Source organism: Nonomuraea longispora, assembly GCF_004348345.1.
Taxonomy (GTDB): Bacteria; Actinomycetota; Actinomycetes; order Streptosporangiales; family Streptosporangiaceae; genus Nonomuraea; species Nonomuraea longispora.
The window spans coordinates 26732-50396 of record NZ_SMJZ01000039.1 but is presented as its reverse complement, the minus strand read 5'-3'; the positions used below and the strand labels follow the sequence as shown (position 1 = coordinate 50396).

Genomic DNA, 23665 nt, shown 5'->3' with positions numbered 1-23665 from the left:
GCCGGTCAGGCGTCTCTCCCGCGCTCGTCCCCGGGGCGGGACATTTCGCCTTCCTCACAGTTGGATGCTCTCCGTAATGGAATGCCCTCGCAAACCCGACACGCTCAAACGCCTGGGCGGACGCGAGCGCGCGCCCCTCGCTCGACGAGCACCGCTCGGCCGCGGAGCACCGCTGGTCCGGCCCGTCGCTATCTCGATGTGATCGCATGGGTTTGACTGGTGCGGCGTCGCCGCGTTACGGTCGGCGGCATGTCAGGTCAATGTGAGCGCATTGGATTGCTATGAGTCTGGTCCGGCTGCTGCCGCTGGCCGGATCCCGCCGGTTCCTCCCCCTGGGGGTGTTCAGCGTGGGCGCGGCGGTGCTCGGGCCGCTCAGCACGATCCCGCTCCGCCGGCTGATCGACCACGGTGGCGCCACCGAGGTCGCCGCGCTGCTGCTCGCCCTGCTGGGGCAGGAGTTCTGCGCGGCGCTGCGGGAACCGGCCGGGGCCGCCGCCGCCCGGCGCATCGACGGCGTGCTGCGCGCGAGGGTGCGAGCCGCCGCGACGGCCATGCCGCTGGCGCGGCTGGAGAACCCTCAGGTGCAGGCCGACGTACGGCTGGCGCTGACCGGGCACCGCGGCAGGACGGCGGGCATGGCGGCGGTGGCGCAGGCCGGAGAGGCGAGCCGGGCGGCGGCGGCGCTGTTCGGCGCCGCCGTGCTGGCCGCGCACGTGTGGTGGGTGGCCGCGGCCGCGCTGGCCCTGTCGGTCGCGCAGAACCGCCGCATCGCCGCGATGCTCGTCGGCCCTGGCGGCGTGGAGTCCCTGGCCGACAGCCCCGAGCAGGTCCTGCGCCTGCGCCGGGCCGGCTACCTGGCCGAGCTCACCGGCGGCCCCCGCGCGGCCAAGGAGGTCCGCGTCTTCGGCGTGGACGGATTCCTCATCGGCCGGTACGTCGCCGCCATGCGCGCGTTCGTGACCCCGCAGGCGCGCGGACGCCGCGCCGTCGTGCACGGGTACGGCGTCGTGCTGGCGCTGCAACTGGCCGGCGCCGCCGGCACGTTCGGGGCGCTGGCCTGGCTGACCGCCGCCGGCACGCTGACAGCCGCCGCCCTGGCCCAGAGCGTGCTGGCAGCCTTGCTGGTCCTCGCGTACGGCGCGGGCGGGCACCAGATGTTCGAGATCGCCCACGGGAGCAAACCGTACGAGGCGGCAATGCGCGTGCTGGACCAGCCCCTCACCGCCGCCCCCACCGCCACGGCAGCCGAGGAGCCCGCCGAGGAGCCTGCGCTGGTCAGGGTGACCTTCGGCTATCCCGGCCGGGCGGAGCCGGTGCTCAAGGAGCTGGACCTGCGGGTGCGGCCGGGCGAGCGGCTGGCCGTGGTCGGGCTGAACGGCGCGGGCAAGACCACCCTGGTCAAGCTGCTCACCGGCCTGTACACCCCCCAGAGCGGCACCGTCGGCACCGCAGGAGACGCCGCCGTGGTCTTCCAGGACTTCGCCCGCTACTCGCTGCCGCTGCGGGACAACGTCCGCCTTGGCGCGCCCGCGCACGAGTGGACGGACGCCGACGTCCTGGCCGCGCTCGCCGCCGTCGACGCGCTCGACCTGCTCGAAGGGCTTCCCCAAGGGCTGGACACGCCGCTGTCGCGCTCGTTCACGGGCGGGCGGGACCTGTCCGGCGGGCAGTGGCAGAAGGTGGCGCTGGCCAGGGCGGTGTACGCCCTCGACGCGGGCCGGCGCATCCTGATCGTCGACGAGCCCACCGCCCACCTGGACGCGCGGGCCGAGCAGGAGGTGTTCGAGCGGCTGCTGGAGCGTACGCGCGGGCGCACCCTGGTGCTCATCTCGCACCGTTTCGCCACCGTACGCCGGGCGGATCGCATCGTCGTCCTCGACGGCGGCGCCATAGCCGAGCAGGGCGGCCACGCCGAGCTGCTGGCGATGGGCGGCCGTTACGCGCGCTGGCACCGCCTCCAGACCGCCCTGATCGCGGGGACGAGCCGGTGACCGCGATCCTGCGCACGCTGGTGTGCCTGGCCTGGCGCACCGACCGGCGGGCCTTTCTCACCCTGACCGTCTTCCTCGCCCTCGGCGCCGTCAGCCACGGCATGGTCGGCGTCTTCCTGCGCGCGCTCACCGACGCCGCCACCGCGGGCGACGGCGTGCGGGCCTCGTGGTGGGCCCTGGCCGCAGGGGCCGCGCTGGCCACGGGCGTGGCGCTCGGCCGTGCGGAGCTGACGCTGATGGAGGAGCTGGGGGAGCGCATGGGCCTTGCCGTGCAGGAGGAGATCCTCACCCTCTCCTCAGGTGTGCCCACCATCGAGCATCTGGAGCGGCCCGCGTACCTGGACAGGCTGGCCACGTTGCGTGAGGAGAGCCGGCAGCTGTACTTCGCGGTGTGGGCGCTCGCGCTGGTCGGCGAGCACGCCGTGCAGATCGGGCTCGGCGTCGTGCTCGTGGCCGCGGTGCATCCGCTGCTCACGCTGCTGCTGGGCGGAGCCGTGCTGCCGTCGCTGCTGGTACGCGGCCGCGCGGCCCGCCACGTCGACGCGGCCGTCGAGCGCACCGCCGAGACGGCCAGGCTGGAGGAGCACCTGTCCGAGTCCGTTACCACGCCGGAGACGGCCAAGGAGGTGCGGCTCGCCCGCGCCGCGCCCGCCCTGGAGGCGATGGCGGCGCAGCGGTGGGAGGAGGTGTCGGCGGGGTTGTCGCGGGCCAGGGTCCGCGCCGCGCTGCTCACGTTCGCCGGGTCCGGCACATTCCTCGCCGGGTACGTGTCGGCGCTCGGCTGCACGGCGTGGCTGGCCGCCCGGGGGCAGGCCACGGCCGGCGACGTGGTCCTGGTCGCCACGGTCGGGGTGCAGTTCGTCACCCAGGCCTCACGGCTGGCCTTCCACGTGGGGTCGGTGGCCGCCGGCCTGCGCGCCGCCGGGCGCCTCGCCTGGCTGCGCGCCTACGCCCGGACTCGTACGCCCCCCGCGGACGAGGCCGGAGGGGCCGAGCCGCCCGGAAGCCTCAGCTACGGCATCACGCTGCGGGACGTGTCGTTCACCTACCCCGGCACCACGAAGCCTGTGCTGCGCGGGATCGACCTCCGCCTGCCCGCCGGCGCGACCGTCGCGCTGCTCGGATCGCCGGGCTCGGGCAAGACCACGCTGGCCAAGCTGCTGTGCGGCCTGTACCAGCCCACGGGCGGGGAGATCCTGCTGGACGGAGTCCCGCTCCGCGACGTGCCCCTGGGGCGCTGGCGGCGCCGGATCAGCGCCGTGTTCCAGGACTGGGTGCCGTTCGAACTCACCGCCGCGGAGACCGTCGGCATCGGTGACCTGCCCCGCATGGGCGACCGCGCCGCCGTGGACCGGGCGCTGGGGCGGGCCGGCGCCACGGAGGTGGTGGCCGGGCTGCCGGAAGGCCTGGGCACCGAGCTGGGCGACAGCTTCGCGGGTGGGGTGAAGTTGTCCGGCGGACAGTGGCAGAGGCTGGCGCTGGCGCGCGCCTCGATGCGGGAGGAGCCGCTGCTGCTCGTGCTCGACGAGCCGACCGCCTCCTTGGACGCGCCCGCGGAGAGCGCGCTCTTCGCCCGGTACGCGCAGGCCGCCCGCCGCCACCGTGCGGCCATCACCCTCCTGATCACCCACCGCTTCCCGACGGTGCGCGTGGCCGACCTGATCGTGGTGCTGGAGACCGGGCGGATCGCCGAGCAGGGGAGCCACGACGAGCTCATGGCCCTTAACGGCCGCTACGCCGGGCTGCACGCCGTTCAGCGGGACGGCGAGGGCTGACCGGACGCGCGAGAGCGCGCGTCCATGCCGGACGCGCGCTCGTACGCGGGGGGCGGGGTCAGGCGGCGTACTCGGGGTAGCCGTAGCCGACGACCTCGGAGGTCGGACGGGTACGCTCCTCGACCTTGCCGTTGCCGGTGTTGCCTTCGATCGTGGAGATGGTGCCGTCGCCGTTGTCCTTCACGACGAAGCCGACGTGCTGGATGTCGCTGATGTCCTTGCCGCCGTCCCAGGAGAAGAACACCACGGCGCCAGGCTTGGCCTCGGTGCCGAAGCGGTCGTTGGCGGCGAACCACTTGGCGTGGGCGACGGTGTAGGCGTCCCAGCCGACCTGCGGACGGGCGCCGGTCTGCTCACCGACCCAGGAGACGAACATCGAGCACCAGGCGGCGTTCAGGTAGGCGGCCGGCTCGCCCCCGTCACGGGCGACGGTCTCGGCGGCGCGCTGCGAGTTGGCGTACCACTGCTGGTACGGGGTGCCGCCACCGGCGGCGTTCTCGGAGACGCCGACCTGGGACTTGGCGAAGTCCAGAACCTGGGAGGCGGTCACATTGACCTTGGTCTCCTCGGCCGCGCGCTTCTTGGACTCGGTGACCGGCGAGACGGCGGCCGGCCTGTTGCCGGGAGGGGCGTCGGCGTTGGCGGCGGCGACGTTCGCGCCGAAGGCCGAGGCGAGGACGGTGGCGCCGAGTGCGGCGCGGGCGATGGTGCGCTTGGGGACAGCGGTAAGTCGGAACGTGGCCATCGAGGGGATAACTCCTTGCTTCCATGCCGCTTACCGGGTTAGCTGACGGGTTCGGGCGTGGAAGCTGCCCTACGGCACCAAGGTGCCGATTCACCCCAAAGGACGTGGGTCCCCGGTTCCGCGTGATGCGGATTCAGCGGTCACAGGACGATCCTGTGATCTTGTGCGATGGTCAGACATAGCCGGACAAACCGGACGTATGCCTTGAGATGCCCCATAAGGTAATACATGAGGCAAGAGGATTACAACTACATAAAGCCCAGCTAGGCGATTTGCCTGCGAGCGTCGGCCAGAAGCCCCAGCATGGCAAGGGATTCGTCAAGGGGCATGATCGAGGATTCGGTCCTGCCCTCGGCCGTGGCGGCGCGGACCTCGCGGAGCTCACCGGCGTAACCGTTGTCGGCCGGATCGAGCACATGCTCCTCCGGCTCCTTGGAGGGCCCGGTGAGGACGATCCGCTCGGGCGCCCAGAACGGCGCATGGATGTCCGCCCGCATCTGCGTACCTACAACGCAGGCCTGGTTCGGGTAATTCCCCAGCAAGGAGGTCTCCACGAAAGCCCTTCTGCCGCCGGGATAGAGCAACATCCCGGCCGCCTCCGCGTCAACTCCGCTCGGCGCCAGCGAGCCCGTGACGCGCAGGCCGGTGGGCATGCCGAGCAGCAACTGGGCCAGGCCGAACGGGTAGACGCCCAGGTCGAGCAGCGCGCCGCCGCCCAGCTCCGGGGCCCACAGCCGGTGCGCCGGGTCGTAGGGCATGGCGAAGCCGAAACTGGCCTGCACGGAGCGGATCTCCCCGAAGCGCGAGTCGGTGGCGATGAGCCTGATCAGCGGGTTGAACCGCATCCACATGGCTTCCATGAGGAACACGCCGGCCTCGCGCGCCATGCGTACCATCTTCTCGGCGTCGCCCACGGTCGCGGCCAGCGGCTTCTCGCACAACACGGACTTGCCCGCGGCGATGGCGGCCTGCGCGACCCGCAGGTGCTCGGTGTGCGGCGTCGCCACGTAGATCGCGTCGACCGCCGGGTGGGCGCACAGCCGCTCATAGGAGCCGTACGCCGACTCCGCGCCCAGCGCGGCGGCCAGGGCCCGCGCCCGTTCCGGATTCCGGGAGCCGACGGCGCCCACCCGCATCCCGGGCTCCGCCACGATCGCCGCCCCGACGGTCCGCGCGATGACGCCCGTCGCCGCTATGCCCCATGTGAAATCGCGCACGCGGACGATGCTAGACGCATCAGATCACGTTGAACGTGTCAGGGTCGCCACCGTAGCGAAGGCCCCTGTTCAGCGCGCCGAGGGCGGCCATGCTCTCCGGATCGAGGATGAAGTCGAACACGTCGATGTTCTCGGCGATCCGCGACGGCGTCACCGACTTCGGGATGACGACGTTGCCGAGCTGCAGGTGCCACCGGAGCACGATCTGCGCGGGTGTCTTGCCGTGCTTGTCCGCCAGCAGCGCCAGCGCCGGATCCTCCAGCAGCCCCCGGCCCTGGCCGAGCGGGCTCCACGCCTCCGTGAGGACGCCGTTGGCCTCGTGAAAGGCCCGCGTCTCCCGCTGCTGGAAGTAGGGGTGGAGCTCGATCTGGTTGATGGAGGGCACGGTGTCGGTCTCGTTCATCAGCCGGGTGAGCATGCCCGCCGTGAAATTGGACACGCCGATGGCCTTGGCCCGCCCGTCACGGTAGATCTTCTCGATCGCCTTCCACGCCCGGACGTACTTGTCCTGCTTCGGCACCGGCCAATGGATGAGATAGAGATCGACGTAGTCGAGCCCCAGCCGGGCCAGGCTCTCGTCGAAGGCCTCCTCCGCGCGGGCGTGGTCGGCGTTGGCCAGCTTGGTGGTGACGAACACCTTCTCGCGAGGCAGGCCGGACGCGCGCACGGCACGCCCCACGCCCTCCTCGTTCCCGTAGGCGGCGGCGGTGTCGATGTGCCGGTAGCCGGCCCGCAGCGCCGTCGCCACCACCTGCTCGGCCTCGTCGGCGGGAACCTGCCAGACGCCGAAGCCGAGCTGTGGGATCTGGACGCCGTCGGTGTTGAGCATGAGCGAGTTCATGGGTCCCATTGTTCACGTACCGTTTCTGGCCGCTTAAGGCGGCCGGGCTAGCTTGAAGCCGTCGTGAACGCGCCATCACCCGGCTGGGAGGACTGGAGTGGTCGAACAGGCGTCGGCCTGGGTGGAGTCCCCGCTCCAGATGCTGTGCGCCGTCGAGGCCCACCACGCCGGGCTCCTCGGGCCCGCCACGGCCGTCGTGCCGCGGGCGGGGCTCCGCCCGCTGAAGGCGACCCGCCGGGAGCTGCGCGCGCTCGGGCTGCCCGACGGGCTCGAACTCGCGGAACCGCGCGACGCCATGCCGAGGCGCGTGCACGCCGTCGGCGACGCCTTCTCCGGCAAGGTCCAGCTGCGCTGGCTCACGTCCGGCATCGGGCTCACCTCGGGACGCATCGTCATCGTCGACGACGGGCTGGCCACGCTGCGGCTGCTGGAACTGCTGGCAGCCGGGCCCCGGCGGCCGCTGCTGCGGGCCCGCGCCAAGCCCACCGCTCCGCGCTCCGCGCTCGGCCTGGCGGCCGCGCTGCGGCTGCGCGTGAGCGACGTCTCCGTCTTCACCGCGCTGCCCGTGGCCGACGACCTGGCCGCCGCCGTCGTCCGTACCGGCGTCGATCTCGTACGCCACGACTTCGCCTGGCTGCGCGCCCAGCCGCCCAGCACGCAGGGGCCGGCCGAGCGCACGGTCGTGCTCGGCACCTCGCTCGTCAGGAACGGCCTCGTGCACCGCGACCACTATCTGCGCTGGCTGACCGAGCTGGCGGCGCGGGAGCCGCTCGCCTACTACCCGCACCGCCGCGAGGACCCCGTCGACGTGGCCCTGATCCGGGAGCGTCCCGGCATCACCGTGCACGACGCGGGCGCGCCCGCCGAGCTCACGTTGCGCGGGCTGGACGCGGGCCAGCGCGTCCTCAGCCTCCCCTCGACCGCGATCACCTCGCTGCGGGTGCTGCTCAGCCCGCGCGGTGTCGCCATCGAGCCCGTGAACGTTCCCGATGACTGGTGGACCAGCAGGGCGGAACCCGCCCTGCGCTCGCATTTGACTGGAGTGACCGGGTGAGAGTGCTGGCGGTTGCCGACTCCGACTCGTACCTGAAGTGGGCGGCCTGCCTGCTCGGCGACCTGCCCGCGGGCTGCGTGACGGAGCTGGCGGTGGTGCGCACGCCGATCGCGCCCTCGCCCGAGCAGATCGCCGCGGCGGTGAGCGGGCCCGCGGACGGCCCGGGGAGCGGCGCACAGGCCCCGCCACTGACCGGGCCGCCGATCGGGCCGCCGATCGGGCCGCCGGTGATGTCGGCGCGGTCGGTGCGCCGGCTGGCCGAGCGCACGCGGCCGGACGTGATCCTCGTGGCCTGTACGGGCCCGGTGGTGGACGTGCTGGTCTCCGACGTGTTCGCGGGGCTGACGCCGAGGCCCGTGTTCGTCAGCGGGCTGCCGGGCATCTCGGTGCCGGCCACGGAGAAGGCGTGGCTGTTCCGCAGCGGCTGCGACCTGTTCGTGGTGCACAGCGAGCGGGAGGTGGCCGAGTTCCGCGACATCGCCGGCCGGCTCGGCGGGGGCGGAGCGGTCGGCCTGGCCAGGCTGCCGTTCCTGCGTCCCGGCGCGGTCGCCGGGGGCGGGAACAGGATCGTGTTCGCCACCCAGGCCAAGGTGCCGCGCCCGCGCGAGGAGCGCGAGCGAATCCTGCTGGCCCTGGCCGAGCTCGCCGGGCGACGGCCGGAGCTGGACGTGGTGGTCAAGCTGCGCGCACTGGAGGACGAGCGGCAGACGCACAACGAACGCCACCACTACCAGCGGCTGTGGCGGGAGATGGGCGAGCCGGGGCGGCTCGCCTTCGCCGCCGGGTCGATGCACGACCAGCTGACGCGGGCGGCCGGGTTCGTCACGGTGAGTTCGACGGCGGCGCTGGAGGCCATCGCGCTCGGCGTACCCTCACTGGTCCTGAGCGACTTCGGCGTCAGCGCCCAGATGATCAACCTGGTGTTCGAGGGCAGCGGCCTGCTGGGCACGCTGGACGACCTGGCCAAGGGCGACTTCCGCGCCGCCGCGGCCGAGTGGTGCGCGGCCAACTACTTCCACCCGCCGGAGCGCGGCGACTGGTCGGAGCTGCTGGCCGGGCTGGTGAGGGCCCGGCCGGGCGAGCCGGCCCGGTCGCTGCTGGACGGGCCGGAGCACGCCGCCGCCCGGCGCAGGGCCCGGTTGCGGGTGGAGCTCCATCCCACGATGTTGCGAGCGGGCTACCGCGCCAAGCGCCGCATGCGCCGCTATCTGAAAGCCCTGTCCTGAGCGCTGTGAGGGATGCTCAGATCCCTGATCTGAGCTTCCTGCGCAGCCTGGTCAGCGCGGTGGGCCTGGCGGGCCCGGCGGGCGGTGCCACCAGGTCCAGCGCCTCGAGCCGCCTGCGCTTGAAGTAGCGGGCGTCGAACGTGATGGTGTCCGGCCGCAGCTCGGGATAGGTGTCGGCCTGCATGCAGTAGCCCACCGTCCGTACGAGGCCGGGGAGGTCGAGGGTGGGCGGCCGCTCGATCACGCCCTCCTCCGACAACCGCGGCAGCAGCGCGTCCACGATCGTGACCGGGATCCTGTTGCTGTTCTCGTACGGCGTCAGCCGCTCCAGCACCATGCCGGTGCCGTACGACGCGACCTGCAGCCCGAAGTAGCGCCGCGCGGTCATCAGCCCCGTGGAGAAGCAGCCCACGACCAGTTCGGGCCGCATCGCCGCGAAGCACACCTCGGCGGGCACGTTCCCGGCGGCCACCGACAGGCTCACCCCCAAGGGCGCGGCGGCGGCCCGCAGCAGCCTGGCGTGCCGGCGCCCGGCGGCCGGGTGCGGCTTGAACACGACGTCGGTGTAGCCGCGGGCGGCCAGCGCCGCCAGCATCGTCTCGTGCAGCGCGGCCTCCTCCTCCGGCGTGACGATCTCCAGCGCCGACAGGTACTGGCCGAGGATCATCGCCTGACCGTGCGGCGGGCCGGGCGTGGCGGCGGACACCTCGTCCAGCACCGCCAGGAAACGTTCGCCGGGCAGGATCTCGGGCGCGACGCCGTACTCGCTGAGCAGCAGCGGCCTCAGGCCCGGTACGAGGTCCAGGTGGAGGAGCCGCCCGACGCGGCGGAAGATCTCGGCGGGCAGGGGGTCGCGGGTCGGGCCGTAGCTCATCAGCCCGTCGGAGTAGACGGTGATCGGGCAGTCGCGCACCAGCCCCGCGATCGTACGGGCGGGCGGCACCGCGATCGACTCCAGCGCCAGCTCCTCCACCCCGTCCAGCCCCCAGTGGGAACGGATGAGGCGCTCCAGCATCGGCACCTCGATGACGCGCGCCCGCCAGTCGGAGGGATGCAGGGGGGCGATGAGCTCGTTCCACGAGACGACCTGGTCGAACCGGCCGCGCAGCGGCGCGAAGCCGGGCGACTCGTCGAGCGGCGCCGTCACCTCGGGCACGGCCGCGTTGTCCGACACCACGAGCACGCGCCGGCCCGCGCCGAACCGGCCGTCGTCCACGGCCGCGGCCAGGGACATCGCTCCGAACAGCGTGGAGGCGTAGAAGACTTTCACTGGGGCTCCTCCCGGTCACGGCGGACCCGGATGTGCGGGCTGGGGGGCAGGCCGGGCACCAGGGCCCGCAGCAGGGCCTCGCGCTCGCAGGCCATCCGCGCCACCGACTCCGTCACCAGGTCAGGGGGCAGCCTGCCCACCATCTCGGCGCCGCGCTCCTCGAAGCGGGCGCGCAGCTCGGGCGTGAGACGGTCGCCGATGTCCAGGTGGTGGGCCAGCAGCGCGCAGAAGTTCCGCACCGCCTTGGGCAGGAACTCCGGCTCCAGGTCCTTGAACACCAGCTCGAACGCGTCGAAGAAGTGCAGCTGACGCTCGTCGCCCACCTGCGTCAGCGACCCGGACACCAGGCGCCGGTAGAACACGCCGGCCAGCGACACCACGGCGAACGTGGCGGCTTCCCTGTGCAGCCGCCAGATCCACGGGCGGTCCTCGGCGGTGTGCAGCGAGCCGGGGAAGTGCAGCAGGTCGCCCAGGGAACGCCGGTAGATCCCGGCCCACGCGTACGGATAGTCCACCATGGTCCGCACCCCGGCGGGCATGATGGCGCCGCGCGCGTCGAGCACCGTACCCCTCGGGGCGGCCAGCGGGGCCCGGTGCACCACCCGCTTGCGGCCCTCGACCTGGATGTGGTCGGTGCGTACGAAGTCGCACCCGAGCCCCTCCACGGCCTCGACGAGGCTCGCGAGATAGCCGGGGGCCAGCCAGTCGTCGCCGTCCATGAACGTGACGTACCGGCCGGAGGCGGCCGACAGGCCCGCGTTGCGCGCGTCGGCCAGCCCCACGGGAGTACGGTTGCGCAGCACGCTCAGCCCGGGCAGGTCGAGGAGGAAGTCCTCGACGATGTCGCCCGTGGCGTCCTTCGACCCGTCGTCCACGACGATGAACTCGAAGTCGCGCCGGGCGTTGCGGCACAGCGAGGCCAGCGCGTCGGCGATGTACCGCTCGCCGTCCCGCACGGGGACGACGACGGAAAGAGTGATCAACGTGCGGTCTCCTGCCGGGGACGTCAGACCGTCACCCGGCGCAGGCGGGCCTTGGGGGCCTCCTCGCCGGGGAAGACGCGCTTGACGCCGTCGCCCATGGCCTGCTCGATGATGCGGATGTCGCGTACGAGGTGCTCCAGTCCCGCCGGCTCCAGCGAGGCCGCGTGGTCGGAGCCCCACATGGTGCGGTCGAGCGTGATGTGGCGCTCCACGCAGACCGCGCCGAGCGTCACGGCGGCCAGCGAGATCTGCAGGCCGCGCTCGTGCCCGCTGTACCCGACGGGCACCCCGTAGCGCTCCTTCAGGGTGGTGATCGTGCGCAGGTTCGCCTCCTCGGGAGGCAGCGGGTACGTGGACGTCGCGTGCATCATGATGAGCTTGCCGGTGCCGAGGATCTCGACGGCCTGGTCGATCTCCGTCAACGTCGACATGCCGGTCGACAGGATGACCGGTTTGCCGGTGGCGGCCAGGACGCGCAGCAGCTCGTGGTCGGCGATGCCGGCCGAGGCCACCTTGTGCACCAGGACTTCCATCTCCTCCAGGAACTCCACCGACGGCACGTCCCACGGAGAGGCGAACCAGTGCAGCCCTCGCTCGTCGCAGTATTTCGCGATCTGGCGGTACTCGTCGTGACCGAACTCGGTCCGCTCCTTGTACTCCAGATACGTCATCTCGCCCCACGGCGTCTGCCGGATCTGCCCCTTCTGCTCCTCGGGCACGCAGATCGACGGGGTGCGCTTCTGGAACTTGACCGCCTGGCAGCCCGCGTCGGCCGCCACGTCGATGAGGCGGCGGGCGATGTCGAGGTCGCCGTTGTGGTTGATGCCGATCTCGCCGATCACGTAGACGGGCTCGCCGTCGCCTACCGGCACGTCGCCGATGCTCACCGGGCCGAGCCTGCGCTCCGCCCTCGCCTCCGCCACCGGAGCCGCAGGACGGGCGGCCACGACCCGGTCGCACAACTCACGCACCGCCCCCGACCCGCCGGGCCTGGTCAGCACCACGCGGGCGGCGGCGCGCACGCGCGGGTGCGCGTCGGGCGTCGCGACCGGCCAGCCGACCTCGGCCATCGGGCCCAGATCGTTGACGTCGTTGCCGACGTAGGCGACCCTGGCCGGGTCGAGGCCCTCGATGTCCAGCCAGTCGCGCAGCACGGTGCTCTTGTCGGCCAGCCCCTGCAGCACCGGCACGCCCAGCTTGCGGGCGCGGGCGGCCACCACCGGGTTGCGCTCGGTGGACATCACCAGCACCTTCACGCCCGACCGCTTCAGCAGCGACACGCCCATCCCGTCGGAGCGGCTGACCAGCACCATCTCCCGGCCCTCCGAGTCGACGTAGGCGCGGTCGTCGGTGTGCACGCCGTCGAAGTCGGTGATGACCGCGTCGACGTCGACCGGCTCCGGCTCGTCGAGGAACGGCGCCAGCGCGCGTACCAGCTCCAGGTCCTCGGGGTTGTCGATCTCGATGGCGTGCTGCGGCGGCACCGGCTGCACGGCGACCTCGCCGAAGAAGCGGTGGCCGCGCTCGCGCAGGCCGGAGGTGCGCATGACGTAGAAGGCGCCGTTCTCGCGGAACTGGGGCTCGCGGTCCTGGCGGCGCGGCCTGACAGCGGGGTCGTGGTTGATGCCCCCGCCGGCCGCCGTCCACAGGAATTCGTGCGTCGGCAGCCCCGACACGACAGAGTCGGCCTGGCCGTCCAGCACCCTGCGCACCGCCGCCGACAGGTCGGCGGGGTCGATGAACGCGCTCGTGCACTGCACGAGCACCACGACCTCGGGGTCGGCGCCGAGGGCGTCGAGCGCGTGCAGCACCGCCGACTCGCTTGAGGCGGTCGAGCCGCTCAGCTCCTCGGGCCGGTCCACCACGGTCGCGCCCGCCAGCCTGGCGGTCTCGGCGATGCCCGCGTGGTCGGTGCTGACCACGACCTCGTCCACGAGGTCGGCGCGCAGGCACGCCCGTACGGCGCGGGTGACCAGGGGGACGCCCCCGACCAGGGCGAGGTTCTTCAGGGGAACGCCCGTCGAACCTCCGCGGGCGGGAACTACGGCCAGGACTCGCACGGTGGGTCTCCTCGGTACGTGGGATCGCACCCAGAAGCTAGAAGGCCGGGTTGAACGGCCAGCGTCACCGTCATTAACTTTCCATGGGGATCCGGTAGAGCAACTCTGGCCGGCCCACCACCGCGTACCGCGGCGCGCGCTCGGCCACCCCCAGCTCCACCAGGTGTTCCAGGTAGCGGCGCGCGGTCACCCTGGACACTCCGACGGCGTCGGCCACGGCCCGCGCGGCCATGCCGTCCGGTTCCCCGCGCAGCCGCGCCGCCACGGCGTCCAGCGTGTCCCTCGCCAGGCCTTCCGGCAGCTCCGAGCTGCCCCTGAGGGTGCCCAGCACGCGGTCCACGTCGCCCTGCCCGATGGCCAGGCCCGCCTCGTCCTCGAACCGGACGTAACGCGTGAGCTTCTCCAGCAGTGCCGCGTAGGTGAACGGCTTGGGCAGGCACTGGGAGATGCCGAGCGACACCGCGACCATGGCCAGGGCGCGCGCGGACGTGACGGCGATCACGTCGCACATGAGCCCGCCCGCGCCACCTCCAGCCCGTGCATGTCCGGCAGGTACAGGTCGAGCAGGACGAGGTCCACCTGCCGCCGGCGCAGGAACCGCAGCGCCTCGCCGCCCGACCTGACCACGCCCGCCACCTCGAACCCGGGCACCCGCCCCGCCGGTCGGTCAGCTCCTGCGCGGCCCGCAGCTCCGTGTGGAGGCCACGCTGCTGGACGAGAGCGAGCCGCAGGAATCCGGGTCCGGCCGCGAGATGACGAAGGTCCAGCCCGGTGCGCGGGGCGAGTGCGCCGTCACTCCGCGAGCGGCAGCCGCAGGACGAACCTTGCCCCGCCCCGGCACTCCTCGACCGCGATCCGGCCGCCGTGCGCCTCCGCCACGTCCCGGGCGATGGCCAGGCCCAGCCCGGTGCCGCCGGCGTCGCGGCTGCGGGCCGCGTCGAGGCGGGTGAAGCGTTCGAAGATGCGTTCGCGGTCCTCCACGCCGATCTCCATGCCGTCGTTCTCCACCGCCAGCACCGCCATGCCGTCCGCGCGGGAAACCTTGACGAGGACCCGGGACTCGGCGTGCCGCTGGGCGTTGTCCAGCAGGTTCGTCAGCACCCTGCTGAGCTGGACGCGTACCCCTTCGACCACCACCTCCTCGGCCAGCTCCACCTGGACGGGCACCTTGTCCGAGCGGGTGGACAGCTCCTGGCGCACCAGCAACGCCAGATCGATGCGCTCCTTGGCGGTGTCCACCTGGGAGCCGATCCTGGCCAGGAGCAGCAGGTCGGTGATGATGGCCTGCAGGCGGTCGGTGTCGCGCAGGCTGCCGGCCACGAGCGCTTCGACGTCGGTGTCGTCCGGATAGAGCTGGGCGCTCTCCAACTGGGCGCGCAACCCGGCGATGGGGGTGCGCAGCTCGTGGGAGGCGTCGGAGGCGAACTGGCGCTGCTGCTCGGCCGAGCGTTCGAGCCGGGCCAGGGTGTTGTTGACCGAGCGGGCGAGCTGGGCCAGTTCGTCGTCGCCCGGTGGCTGGGAGACGCGGTGGCTGAGGTCGCCGGCCCCGACGGCGTTCAGCTCGGACCGCATGACCGCCACCGGCCGCAACGCCCTGCCCGTGACGAGCCACGTGGTCCACGAGGCCAGCCCGATCAGCACCGCCACCTGGACGAAGACGATCACGTCCAGAACGCGGGTGTCGAGCACCTCGGGGGTCCTGCGGCCGGCGTAGACGACGGGGGAGTCGGCGAAGATGGTCACCCGCACCGCCGACAGGTGCACGCACTCGGTCGGCAGGCAGTTGACGGTGCTGATGTCCTGGGTCTCCTTGTTGGGACGTACGTCGCTGAGCGGCGGTAGGTTCCTGGCCGCGTCGCTCGTGGCGAGGATCTGCCCGCTGGGGCCGACGACCTGGATCAGGTCGACCGGCGGGTTCACCACCGGGATGGCGGCGCCCGCGGGCAGCGCGCCGCCGCGCATCTCGGCGGCGATGCGCTCGGCGGTGTCCCTCGTCGACTGGAAGACGTTCGCCTCGATGACGGATCTGGACACCACGATGCCGACGATGGCGAGAGGGATGAACACGAGGGCGGCGACAGCCGTCGCGATGAGGGTCACGCGTCCGCGCAGGGACCTGGCCCACCAGGGTGCCACCCCCCGAGGTTACCGAGGGTGACCGCTGCTGTATGCCGCGTCAGGACAAAGATTCGCCCAACCGTTCAGCGCTGGAGCCAGACCGTGGTGTCGGGCGGCACGGACCCGTCGCCCGGCAGCGGCCCGCTGGTCGCCAGCACCTCCCCCGTCACACCGGGCCGCACCGGCTCCTCACCCGTGTTGACCACCACGACCAGGCCGGGGTCGCGCTCGATGGCCAGCACGTCCTCGGGGGAGTCGAGCCACGTGAGCGTCCCGCCGCCGAGCGCCGGGTGTTCCTTGCGGATCCGCAGGGCGGCCCGGTAGAGGTTCAGCGTGGAGCCGGGATCGTCCTCCTGGGCCTGCGCGGACAGCGCCGCCCACGACGCGGGCATCGGCAGCCACGGGTCCGTCCATCCCATGTCGCCGGAGCTCGTCCACGGGATCGGCACCCGGCAGCCGTCGCGGCTGTCGCCGCGGCGCAGGAACGCCGGGTCCTGGCGCAGTTCGTCCGGCAGGTCGAGCACCTCGGGCAGGCCCAGCTCCTCGCCGTTGTAGAGGTAGGCCGAGCCGGGCAGGGCCAGCATGAGCAGGGTGGCCGCCCGCGCGCGGGCCAGGCCGCCGTGGCGCGTGACGTGGCGCGGCTTGTCGTGGTTGGACAGCACCCACGTGGTGGGCGCGCCGACCAGCTCCGCCTCCTTCAGCGACTTCTCGATGACGGTACGGAACGACTTGGCGTGGAAGTCGGCCAGCATGAAGTCGAAGTTGAAGGCCTGGTGCAGCTCGTCCGGGCCGATGTAACGGGCCAGCCGCTCCGGCGAGGTCACCCACGCCTCCGCCACCGCCATCCTGCCGCCCGGGTAGGAGTCGAGGATCGGCCGCCACTCGCGGTAGATGTCGTGCACGCCGTCCTGGTCGAAGTACGGCACCTGCTCGCCGCCGAGCATCTCGGCCTGTCGTCCGTCCTTGGATCCCACGTCGGGCAGCCCCTCGGCCTTGACCATGCCGTGCGCCACGTCGATGCGGAAGCCGTCCACGCCCCGGTCGAGCCAGAAGCGCAGGATGGCACGGAACTCGGCGCGTACGTCGGGGTTCTCCCAGTTGAGGTCGGGCTGTTCCGGGGCGAACAGGTGGAGGTACCACTGCCCGTCCTCGACCTGGGTCCACGCGGGGCCGCCGAAGATCGACTCCCAGTCGTTGGGGCGGTCGCGGAAGATGTAGCGGTCGCGCATCCCGGCCTGGAACCACGGGTGCCGGTCGGAGGAGTGGTTCGGCACGAGGTCCACGATGACTCTGATGCCGGCCCCGTGCGCGTCGGCGACGAGCGCGTCGAAGTCGCCGAGTGTGCCGAACATGGGGTCGACGTCCTGGTAGTCGGCCACGTCGTAGCCGCCGTCGGCCATGGGGGAGGTGTAGAAGGGGCTCAGCCAGATGGCGTCCACGCCCAGGCGCGCGAGGTAGGGCAGGCGGCCGCGCACGCCTTCGAGATCACCGACGCCGTCCCCGTCGGAGTCGGCGAAGCTGCGGGGATACACCTGGTACACGACGGCGTCGCGCCACCAGTCGTCGTTGCCGAGCATGGTGTCCTTCCCTCGGATGTCCGAGATGTCGGGATCTTCTGGTGAAGGATGGCGCGACCGTTCTCCGAGGGTCAAGTGCAACTTGCGGAAAGTTGCAGAGATCACGTCGTCCCGCACGGAGCCGGTCGCGAGCCGGACGGCCGCTGGTCCGTCGGCGCGGTTGCGTAATTCCTTGCGGCGCATAACGGAGAGGTCAGGAGTTCGGGGAGTTCTGGCGTCCCGCGCGATGATCACGCTACGGTTGCTTTCCCAGTGATCCGTGTTTCAAATAGATAGTGGTGTGCTCGCATGAGGCTGTTGTCCGTAGCCGTCATCGTTTCACTCCTGCCTGCCGCTCCCGCCGCAGCCCAGGCTCACGCGGGAACGACGTACTACGTCGACTCCCGCGCGGGGGACGACGCGGCCGCCGGCACCAGCGCGAGCACCGCGTGGAAGACGCTCGACAAGGCCGTCGCCGACCTCGAGCCGGGCGACACCGTCAGCGTCAGGCGCGGCAGCGGCTTCACCGGCCCCCTCACCCTCACCTCCAGCGGCACCAAGGCCAAGCCGATCACGCTCACGACGCACGGCTCGGGAGCCAGGCCCAAGATCACCGGCTCGGACGACGACTGCGTCGTCGTCAAGGGCGACCACTGGCGCATCAGCGGCCTGCGGGCCTCCGGCTGCCGCTGGGCCGGGTTCCAGATCGACGGCCACGACAACGAGCTGATCGGCGTGGAGGCCGACAAGAACATCGCCGGCGCCTTCGTCACGCCCTCCGGCACCCGCAACACCATCCGTGACAGCGTCTTCACCGACAACAACCGGATGAGCGTCAACGACAAGGGCGGCGACAACGACTCCGGCGCCTTCGGCGTGCTGCTCAACGGCGACGACAACGTGGTGACCGGCAACACCATCACCGGCAGCTTCGCGAAGAGCAAGGACTACGGCTACGACGGGGCCGCCGTCGAGATCTTCGGCGGCGACCGCAACCGCGTCACCCACAACATCGCCAGGAACAATGTGACGTTCACCGAGCTCGGGGCCAAGAAGGGCGAGACGGCCACCGGCAACGTGTTCGCCTTCAACGTCGTCACCACCTCCCGGAAGCGCGGCTCCTTCCTCGTCACCCGCGGCCCCCGCCACATCGTCGGCCCGGTCAAGGGCACGGTCGCCGTGCACAACTCGGTCTACCTGCCGGCCAAGGACACCATCGGCTGGTCCTGCCACGACGGCTGCGCGCCGTCCATCCTGAAGCTGCGCAACAATGTGATCGTGGTCGGCGGCGAGACCGGCTTCGCGGACGGCAAGGGCGCCGATGAGGGCGGCAGCGTCTACAAGGGCCGCAAGCACAGGTTCAAGCTGGGCCCGAAGTCGGTCAAGGCCGACCCGATGTTCACCTCGCGCACCGATCTGCGGCTACGTCCCGGCTCCCCGGCGCTCGGCCGCGGCATCGCCCTTCCCCCGTCCTGGTACGGCGGCAAGGCCTTCGCCAAGGACATGAAGGGCAAGGCGCTGACCGGCTCGCCCGACGCGGGGGCCTATCAGCGCTGACCCGCGGCCCCGTCCGCCGGGTCTAAAGTGAACCGTGTGCTCCACGATGTCCGCGCTCCGCTGGTGAGGCAGCTCGCCGAGTCCGACGCTCCACGCCGCTACTGGCACATGGGCGACGAGGACGGGCGGGCCTGGTTGTTCGAGAGCGTCGAGGGCGACGGCGAGCACTGGGCGGTCAGGCAGGTGGAGGTGGGCGCCGACCGGGCCGCCCGCCGCTACTGGTGGCGGCGGCTGCAGGACGACGACGGCTTCCTGACCGACCAGCCGCTGGAGATCTGGGAGCTCACCGAGATCACCGAGGAGGCGTTCGAGGCCGTCTGGGCGGCCGCCGGCTGAGCCCGCCCGGCTAACGGGCGGAATAGCTCGCCAGGCCGTTGATCATCAGGCGCACGGCCGTGTCGAAGGTGCGGGCCGTCTCCTCGGGGTCGTCCGGCCCGTGGCCATGGAGCTCGGTGGTGATCAGCCCGGTGACGAACGCGTGCAGCACGTCGCTCGTCCGCCGCAACTCGGGCTCCGGCACCCCGGCCATGCGCAGGATGCGGTAGAGGGTCACCCAGATCGCCAACGTACGGTCCTCGATGATCTCCCAGTGGGCGTGCAGGTAGGTCCACATGGCCGGGTGGCTGCGCGCGTGCCGGTAGTAGGCCAGGGCGAGGAGCCGGAGCTGGTCCTGCCAGGGGGTGCCGTCGTCCTCCGGCAGGTGCACGCGCTGCTGGATGGTGCCGCATATGAGCCGGATCAGCGCGTCCTTGCTCGCCACGTGGTGGTAGAGCGACATCGGGTTGACGTCCAGCTCGGCCGCCAGTCTGCGCATGGACAACGCCTCCACGCCGCCCTCGTCGATCAGACGCAGTGCCGTCGTGCTGATCTCCTCCAGCGTCAGAGGCGTCCCTCTGCGCGCGCTCACAGCCATACGCCGTATGGTAGCGTCCGCCATACGGTGTATGGCTACTCAAGGGAGCTCTCATGGCACGCATCCCCGCCCCGCCGGGCCTGCCCGTCGTGGGCAACACGCTGCAGATCCCCTCGCACGCCCCGGTTGACCACTTCGTCAAGGTCGCCTCCCAGTACGACGAGGGCATCTACCGGCTCGAGATCGCCGGTCGCGTCCTCGTCCTCGTGTACGATCCGGACCTGGTCGCGGAGGTGTGCGACGAGAGCCGGTTCGTCAAGCGCATCGGCCCGCCGCTGTCGATCGTGCGCGACTTCGCCGGCGACGGGCTGTTCACCGCCGACCATGACGAACCCGTCTGGGGACAGGCGCACCGCATCCTGATGCCGGCCTTCAGCCAGCGCTCGATGAAGGCGTACTACCCGCAGATGCTGGAGGTCGCCGAGCAGCTCGTCGCCTCGTGGGCCGGCCGCCAAGGGGAGGACCTTCCCGTCGCCGACGACATGACCCGGCTCACCCTGGACACGATCTCGCTCACCGGGTTCGGCTACCGCTTCCAGTCGTTCGACTCGCCCGAGCTGCACCCGTTCCTCAAGGCCATGGGCGGCGCGCTGACCGAGGCCATGCTCCGCAACCAGCAGCTCCCGCTCGTCACCAGGCTGCAGCGCAAGCGCGAGGAGACCTACCGGCGCGACATCGCCACCATGCACGACCTCGTCGACGACGTGATCAGCCAGCGCCGCGCCGAGGGCCGTACCGGCTCGAAGGACCTGCTCGGGCTCATGCTGGAGGCGTCCGACCCGCGCAGCGGCGCCCGTCTGTCCGACGAGAACATCCGCAACCAGGTCCTCACCTTCCTCATCGCCGGGCACGAGACCACCAGCGGCCTGCTCTCCTTCGCGCTGTACAACCTGCTGCGCGAGCCTCACACCCTGGCCCGCGCGTACGACGAGGTGGACCGCCTGTTGCCGGACGACGAGCCGCCGGCGTACGAGACGATCATGAAGCTCGACGTGATCCCCCGCATCCTGGAGGAGACGCTGCGCGTCTGGTCACCGATCCCGCTGTTCGGCGTGACCCCGGTCGAGACCACCACCACGCTCGGCGACTACGCCCTGCCCGAAGGCGCCAGGCTCGCCGTGCTGCTGCCGGCGTTGCACCGCCATCCCAAGGCGTGGGACAGGCCCGGCGAGTTCGACATCGACCGCTGGCTGCCCGAGCAGCGCGTGGCCCACCGCCCGGCGGCGTACAAGCCGTTCGGGAACGGCGAGCGGGCCTGCATCGGGCGCCAGTTCGCGCTCACCGAGGCCAGGCTCGCCCTGGCGCTGGTCCTGCGGCGGTTCGCCCTGTCCGACCCGGGCGTCTACCGCATGAAGATCAAGCAGATGCTCACCCTCAAGCCCGACGGCTTCACGCTCAGGGTCCGTGAGCGCCGCGCCCACGAGCGGACGGCCATGGCCCTGCCGGACGTGCGCGAGAGCGAGCAGCAGGACATCGCCGTCACCGGCGTGCCGCTCACCGTCGCCTACGGCTCCAACCTCGGCACCAGCGCCGACATCGCCGAACGCCTGGCCGAACGGGCCGGGCGGGCCGGCTTCGCCACCACGCTGACGTCGCTCGACGAGCTGACGCCGCCCGCCGGGGGCCTGCTCGTCGTGGTCGCCTCCTCCTACAACGGCAAGGCTCCCGACAACGCCCAGCGCTTCGACGCGCTCGAGTCGCTGCCCGACCTGTCCGGGGTGCGGCTGGCCGTGCTGGGGTGCGGCAACACGCAGTGGCCCACCTACCAGGAATTTCCGAGACGGGCGTACGAGAAGCTGACGGCGGCGGGAGCCGTGCCCCTGGTCGAGCGCGGCGAGGCCGACACGGACGGCGACTTCGACGGCGACGTGTCGGCCTGGACGGCACGGTTGTGGGAGGCGCTGGCCGAGGAGTACAGCGCGCCCACGGCCGGCGTGGGCCCCCGCTACGAGATGGAGGTGCTCAGCGAGACCGAGGTCAGGCCGGCGGTCGTCTCCGAGCGGGCCTTCCCGCTGACCGTCGTCTCCACCGAGGAGCTGACCGGCGACCCCGCCGGACTCTGGGACTTCTCGATCGAGGCGCCCCGCCCCGGCGTGCGTACCGTCGTGGCCAGGCTGCCCGAGGGCGTCACGTACACCGCGGGCGACCACGTGGCCGTCTTCGCCAAGAACGACCCCGAGCTGGTCGAGTGGGCGCTCGGCCGCCTGCGCGTCCCCCGCGACCAGGTGGTACGGCTGCGCGCCGCCGGAGCCACCCACCTGCCCGTCGGCACGCCGGTCACGGCGGGCCTGCTGCTGACCGAGTTCGCGGAGCTGCAGGAGGTCGCCTCCAGGTCCGACCTGGAGGCGCTGGCCGCGCACACCGCCTGCCCGTGGACCCGCGGCCAGATCGCCGAGCTGACCGCGAACTACGCCGACGAGATCCTCGCCAAGCGGATCTCCCCGCTGGTCCTGCTCGACCGTTTCCCCGCGATCGAGCTGCCGCTGCCCGCGTTCCTGGAGATGGCCGGGCCGATCAGGCCGCGCTACTACTCGGTGTCCTCCTCGCCGCTGGCCGATCCCGGGCTCGTCCGGCTCACCGTCGGCCTGGTCGAGGGGCCCGCCTGGTCCGGCTCCGGCACCTACCACGGCATGTGCTCCGCGTACCTGGCCGGGCTGAGGGAGGGCGACGTCTTCTACGGCTACGTGCGGGTCCCCGCGCCGCCGTTCCGGCTGCCCGCCGACCCGGCCACGCCCGTGATCCTCGTCGGGCCAGGCACCGGGTTCGCGCCGCTGCGCGGCTTCCTGGAGGAGCGGGCGCTGACCGGCGCGAGCGGACCGGCCGCGGTCTTCACCGGCTGCCGTCACCCGGACCACGACCAGCTCTACGCGGGCGAGCTGGCCGCCTGGGCCGCCTCGGACACGGTGACCGTGCACGCCGCGTACTCCGCGGTGCCGGGGCATCCCTACCGGTTCGTGCAGGACGCCGTCGCCGCGCGCGCGGACGAGGTGTGGGAGCTGCTGGAGCAGGGCGCCCACGTCTACGTCTGCGGCGACGGCCTCCGGATGGCGCCGGCCGTGCGGCAGGCGCTGCTGGACGTCCACCAGCGGGCGACCGGCCGCGACGGCGCGGGGTGGCTGGCAGGGCTGGAGGCGGACGGCCGCTACCAGCAGGACGTCTTCGCCTGACGCCCATCGAGGGCCCCGGACGTGCGGGCTGGTCAGCAGAACGTGGTGTCCAGGGCCTTCTGCAGGGCGTCGGCGGGGGTCGTCCCGCTGTAGGGGTTGCCGGACATCACCAGGGTGCGGCCGTCGTCCGAGCGCAGCGCGTACGTGAGGTAGCCGAAGATGCCGCCGCTGTGGCCGTAGAGGCTCTTGCCGCACGTCGTGCCGAACTTCTGCAGGCCGAGCCCGTAGTCTTGGCCATCGCCCGCCGGCTGCGTGGCGCGCATCTGCCTGAGCGCGGACGCGCTGGTCAGCTTCCCGCCCAGCAGGGCGCCGAGGAAGCGGGTCAGGTCGGCCGTGGTCGAGATCATCTCGCCGGCGCCGTACTCCAGGGAGGGGTTGATCCGGGTGGCGTCCACGATCTTGCCCTTGTGGAGGACGTAGCCGCGGGCGTGCGGCCGGGGCATCGACTGCCGGTGGCCCGGCAGGGACGTGTGGGTCAGGCGGAGGGGGCGCAGGATCCTGGCGGTGATCGCGTCGGCGTACGAGCCGCCCGTCAGTTTCTCGATCAGCATGGCGGCCACCACGTAGTTCGTGTTGGAGTAGCGCCGGCCCTGGCCGGGCTTGAAGTAGGGCGGCCTGGACAGCCCTACGGCCAGCAGTTCCTCCGGCGTCTGGTCGTAGCGCGACTCGACCGGCCGGAAGTCGCGCAGCGACCAGCCGGGGATGCCGGCGCCCGCGTAGTCGAACAGCCCGCTGGTGTGGCCGAGCAGTTGCCGCACCGTGATCGGGCTGCCCTCGGGCAACGCGCCGGGCAGGTGCTCGGAGACGGGGTCGTCGAGCTTCAGCCTGCCTTCGTCGGCGAGTTGCAGCACGACGGTGGCCACGAACGTCTTGGTGACGCTGCCGATCCGGAAATGGCCTTCGGGGTCGGCCGGCTCGCGTGAGACCACGTCGCGGTACCCGGCGGCGGCCGTCCAGTCCTTGCCCTTGTCACTGACCCTGACCAGGGCCGCCGACATGGCCTTGGCCTTCACCAGGTCGCCGAGCTGCCGTTCGAGGGATTCCAGGCGGTCGTTCCCGGGCGCGAGAGAGGTGAGAACGAGCGAAAGAGCGGCGATCTTGACGGAAATCATGGGGACGACTGTAGAAACGAGGGGAGGACCGGGCCATGCGGTGCGCCATACGATGACCTGCGGAAAACCGCACCACCCTT

The 23665-nt window shown here is 72.0% G+C and carries 19 protein-coding genes and 1 riboswitch; of the genes, 7 read left to right on the top strand and 12 right to left on the bottom strand.

What is annotated here, in order from left to right:
* The first annotated feature begins 281 nt into the window (after positions 1-281).
* The gene (locus E1267_RS13175; protein WP_132332728.1) at positions 282-1991 is read left to right on the top strand and encodes an ATP-binding cassette domain-containing protein; all 1710 of its coding nucleotides are present in this window, start codon (positions 282-284) and stop codon (positions 1989-1991) included.
* Complete coding sequence (locus E1267_RS13170; protein ID WP_132332727.1) at positions 1988-3766, top strand: ABC transporter ATP-binding protein; 1779 nt, start codon at positions 1988-1990, stop codon at positions 3764-3766. The genes E1267_RS13175 and E1267_RS13170 overlap by 4 nt, the downstream gene beginning before the upstream one ends.
* Before the next feature lie 58 nt (positions 3767-3824).
* On the opposite strand, the gene E1267_RS13165 is transcribed toward E1267_RS13170, so the two are convergent.
* From E1267_RS13165 to E1267_RS13155, 3 genes are all read right to left on the bottom strand, one after another.
* The gene (locus E1267_RS13165; protein ID WP_132332726.1) at positions 3825-4511 is read right to left on the bottom strand and encodes a C40 family peptidase; all 687 of its coding nucleotides are present in this window, start codon (positions 4509-4511) and stop codon (positions 3825-3827) included.
* 12 nt (positions 4512-4523) lie between these two features.
* A riboswitch (cyclic di-AMP (ydaO/yuaA leader) is annotated at positions 4524-4660 on the bottom strand.
* A 114-nt stretch (positions 4661-4774) separates the two neighbouring features.
* Positions 4775-5728 carry a Gfo/Idh/MocA family protein gene (locus E1267_RS13160; RefSeq protein WP_132332725.1) on the bottom strand — a complete coding sequence of 318 codons (954 nt, stop codon included), beginning with the start codon at positions 5726-5728 and terminating at the stop codon, positions 4775-4777.
* A 19-nt stretch (positions 5729-5747) separates the two neighbouring features.
* The gene (locus E1267_RS13155; RefSeq protein WP_132332724.1) at positions 5748-6569 is read right to left on the bottom strand and encodes an aldo/keto reductase; all 822 of its coding nucleotides are present in this window, start codon (positions 6567-6569) and stop codon (positions 5748-5750) included.
* 97 nt (positions 6570-6666) lie between these two features.
* On the opposite strand from E1267_RS13155, the gene E1267_RS13150 reads away from it, so the two are divergent.
* Both E1267_RS13150 and E1267_RS13145 read left to right on the top strand, forming a co-directional pair.
* Complete coding sequence (locus tag E1267_RS13150; RefSeq protein WP_132332723.1) at positions 6667-7623, top strand: hypothetical protein; 957 nt, start codon at positions 6667-6669, stop codon at positions 7621-7623.
* Entirely contained in the window at positions 7620-8849 is a 1230-nt protein-coding gene (locus tag E1267_RS13145) for a DUF6716 putative glycosyltransferase (RefSeq protein ID WP_132332722.1), read from the top strand. Before E1267_RS13150 ends, E1267_RS13145 begins: the two co-directional genes overlap by 4 nt.
* A 16-nt stretch (positions 8850-8865) precedes the next feature.
* Here the strand turns inward: E1267_RS13145 and E1267_RS13140 are convergent, their stop codons facing one another.
* The 7 genes from E1267_RS13140 to E1267_RS13115 form a co-directional block, all read right to left on the bottom strand.
* Positions 8866-10119, bottom strand: a complete 1254-nt coding sequence (locus E1267_RS13140; RefSeq protein ID WP_181957796.1) for a polysialyltransferase family glycosyltransferase — start codon at positions 10117-10119, stop codon at positions 8866-8868.
* Positions 10116-11102: a glycosyltransferase family 2 protein gene (locus E1267_RS13135; RefSeq protein ID WP_132332721.1), complete on the bottom strand. Its 987-nt coding sequence runs from the start codon at positions 11100-11102 to the stop codon at positions 10116-10118. Before E1267_RS13135 ends, E1267_RS13140 begins: the two co-directional genes overlap by 4 nt.
* 23 nt (positions 11103-11125) lie before the next feature.
* Positions 11126-13162, bottom strand: coding sequence for an N-acetylneuraminate synthase family protein (locus E1267_RS13130; protein WP_132332720.1), 2037 nt, complete (start codon positions 13160-13162; stop codon positions 11126-11128).
* A 73-nt stretch (positions 13163-13235) separates the two neighbouring features.
* Positions 13236-13673, bottom strand: coding sequence for a helix-turn-helix domain-containing protein (locus tag E1267_RS13125; RefSeq protein WP_246063829.1), 438 nt, complete (start codon positions 13671-13673; stop codon positions 13236-13238).
* On the bottom strand, positions 13661-13813 hold the full coding sequence (locus tag E1267_RS46325) for a response regulator (protein WP_246063827.1): 153 nt from the start codon (positions 13811-13813) through the stop codon (positions 13661-13663). The genes E1267_RS13125 and E1267_RS46325 overlap by 13 nt, the downstream gene beginning before the upstream one ends.
* 141 nt (positions 13814-13954) lie before the next feature.
* Positions 13955-15298, bottom strand: a complete 1344-nt coding sequence (locus E1267_RS13120) for a HAMP domain-containing sensor histidine kinase (RefSeq protein WP_132332719.1) — start codon at positions 15296-15298, stop codon at positions 13955-13957.
* A 65-nt stretch (positions 15299-15363) separates the two neighbouring features.
* Complete coding sequence (locus E1267_RS13115) at positions 15364-16857, bottom strand: glycoside hydrolase family 13 protein (protein ID WP_132332718.1); 1494 nt, start codon at positions 16855-16857, stop codon at positions 15364-15366.
* A 288-nt stretch (positions 16858-17145) separates the two neighbouring features.
* On the opposite strand from E1267_RS13115, the gene E1267_RS13110 reads away from it, so the two are divergent.
* Both E1267_RS13110 and E1267_RS13105 read left to right on the top strand, forming a co-directional pair.
* The gene (locus E1267_RS13110) at positions 17146-18393 is read left to right on the top strand and encodes a right-handed parallel beta-helix repeat-containing protein (RefSeq protein WP_246063826.1); all 1248 of its coding nucleotides are present in this window, start codon (positions 17146-17148) and stop codon (positions 18391-18393) included.
* A gap of 36 nt (positions 18394-18429) precedes the next feature.
* Positions 18430-18729, top strand: coding sequence for a hypothetical protein (locus tag E1267_RS13105; RefSeq protein WP_132332717.1), 300 nt, complete (start codon positions 18430-18432; stop codon positions 18727-18729).
* A gap of 10 nt (positions 18730-18739) precedes the next feature.
* On the opposite strand, the gene E1267_RS13100 is transcribed toward E1267_RS13105, so the two are convergent.
* The gene (locus tag E1267_RS13100; RefSeq protein WP_165959595.1) at positions 18740-19306 is read right to left on the bottom strand and encodes a TetR/AcrR family transcriptional regulator; all 567 of its coding nucleotides are present in this window, start codon (positions 19304-19306) and stop codon (positions 18740-18742) included.
* Positions 19307-19359: 53 nt separating this feature from the next.
* Here E1267_RS13100 and E1267_RS13095 point away from each other — a divergent pair, with 53 nt between their 5' ends.
* Positions 19360-22473 (top strand): bifunctional cytochrome P450/NADPH--P450 reductase, encoded by a 3114-nt coding sequence (locus E1267_RS13095; RefSeq protein WP_132332715.1) that lies wholly within the window; start codon positions 19360-19362, stop codon positions 22471-22473.
* Between the two features lie 32 nt (positions 22474-22505).
* Here E1267_RS13095 and E1267_RS13090 read toward each other — a convergent pair whose 3' ends face one another.
* Positions 22506-23585, bottom strand: coding sequence for a serine hydrolase domain-containing protein (locus E1267_RS13090; protein WP_132332714.1), 1080 nt, complete (start codon positions 23583-23585; stop codon positions 22506-22508).
* Positions 23586-23665 lie beyond the last annotated feature (80 nt).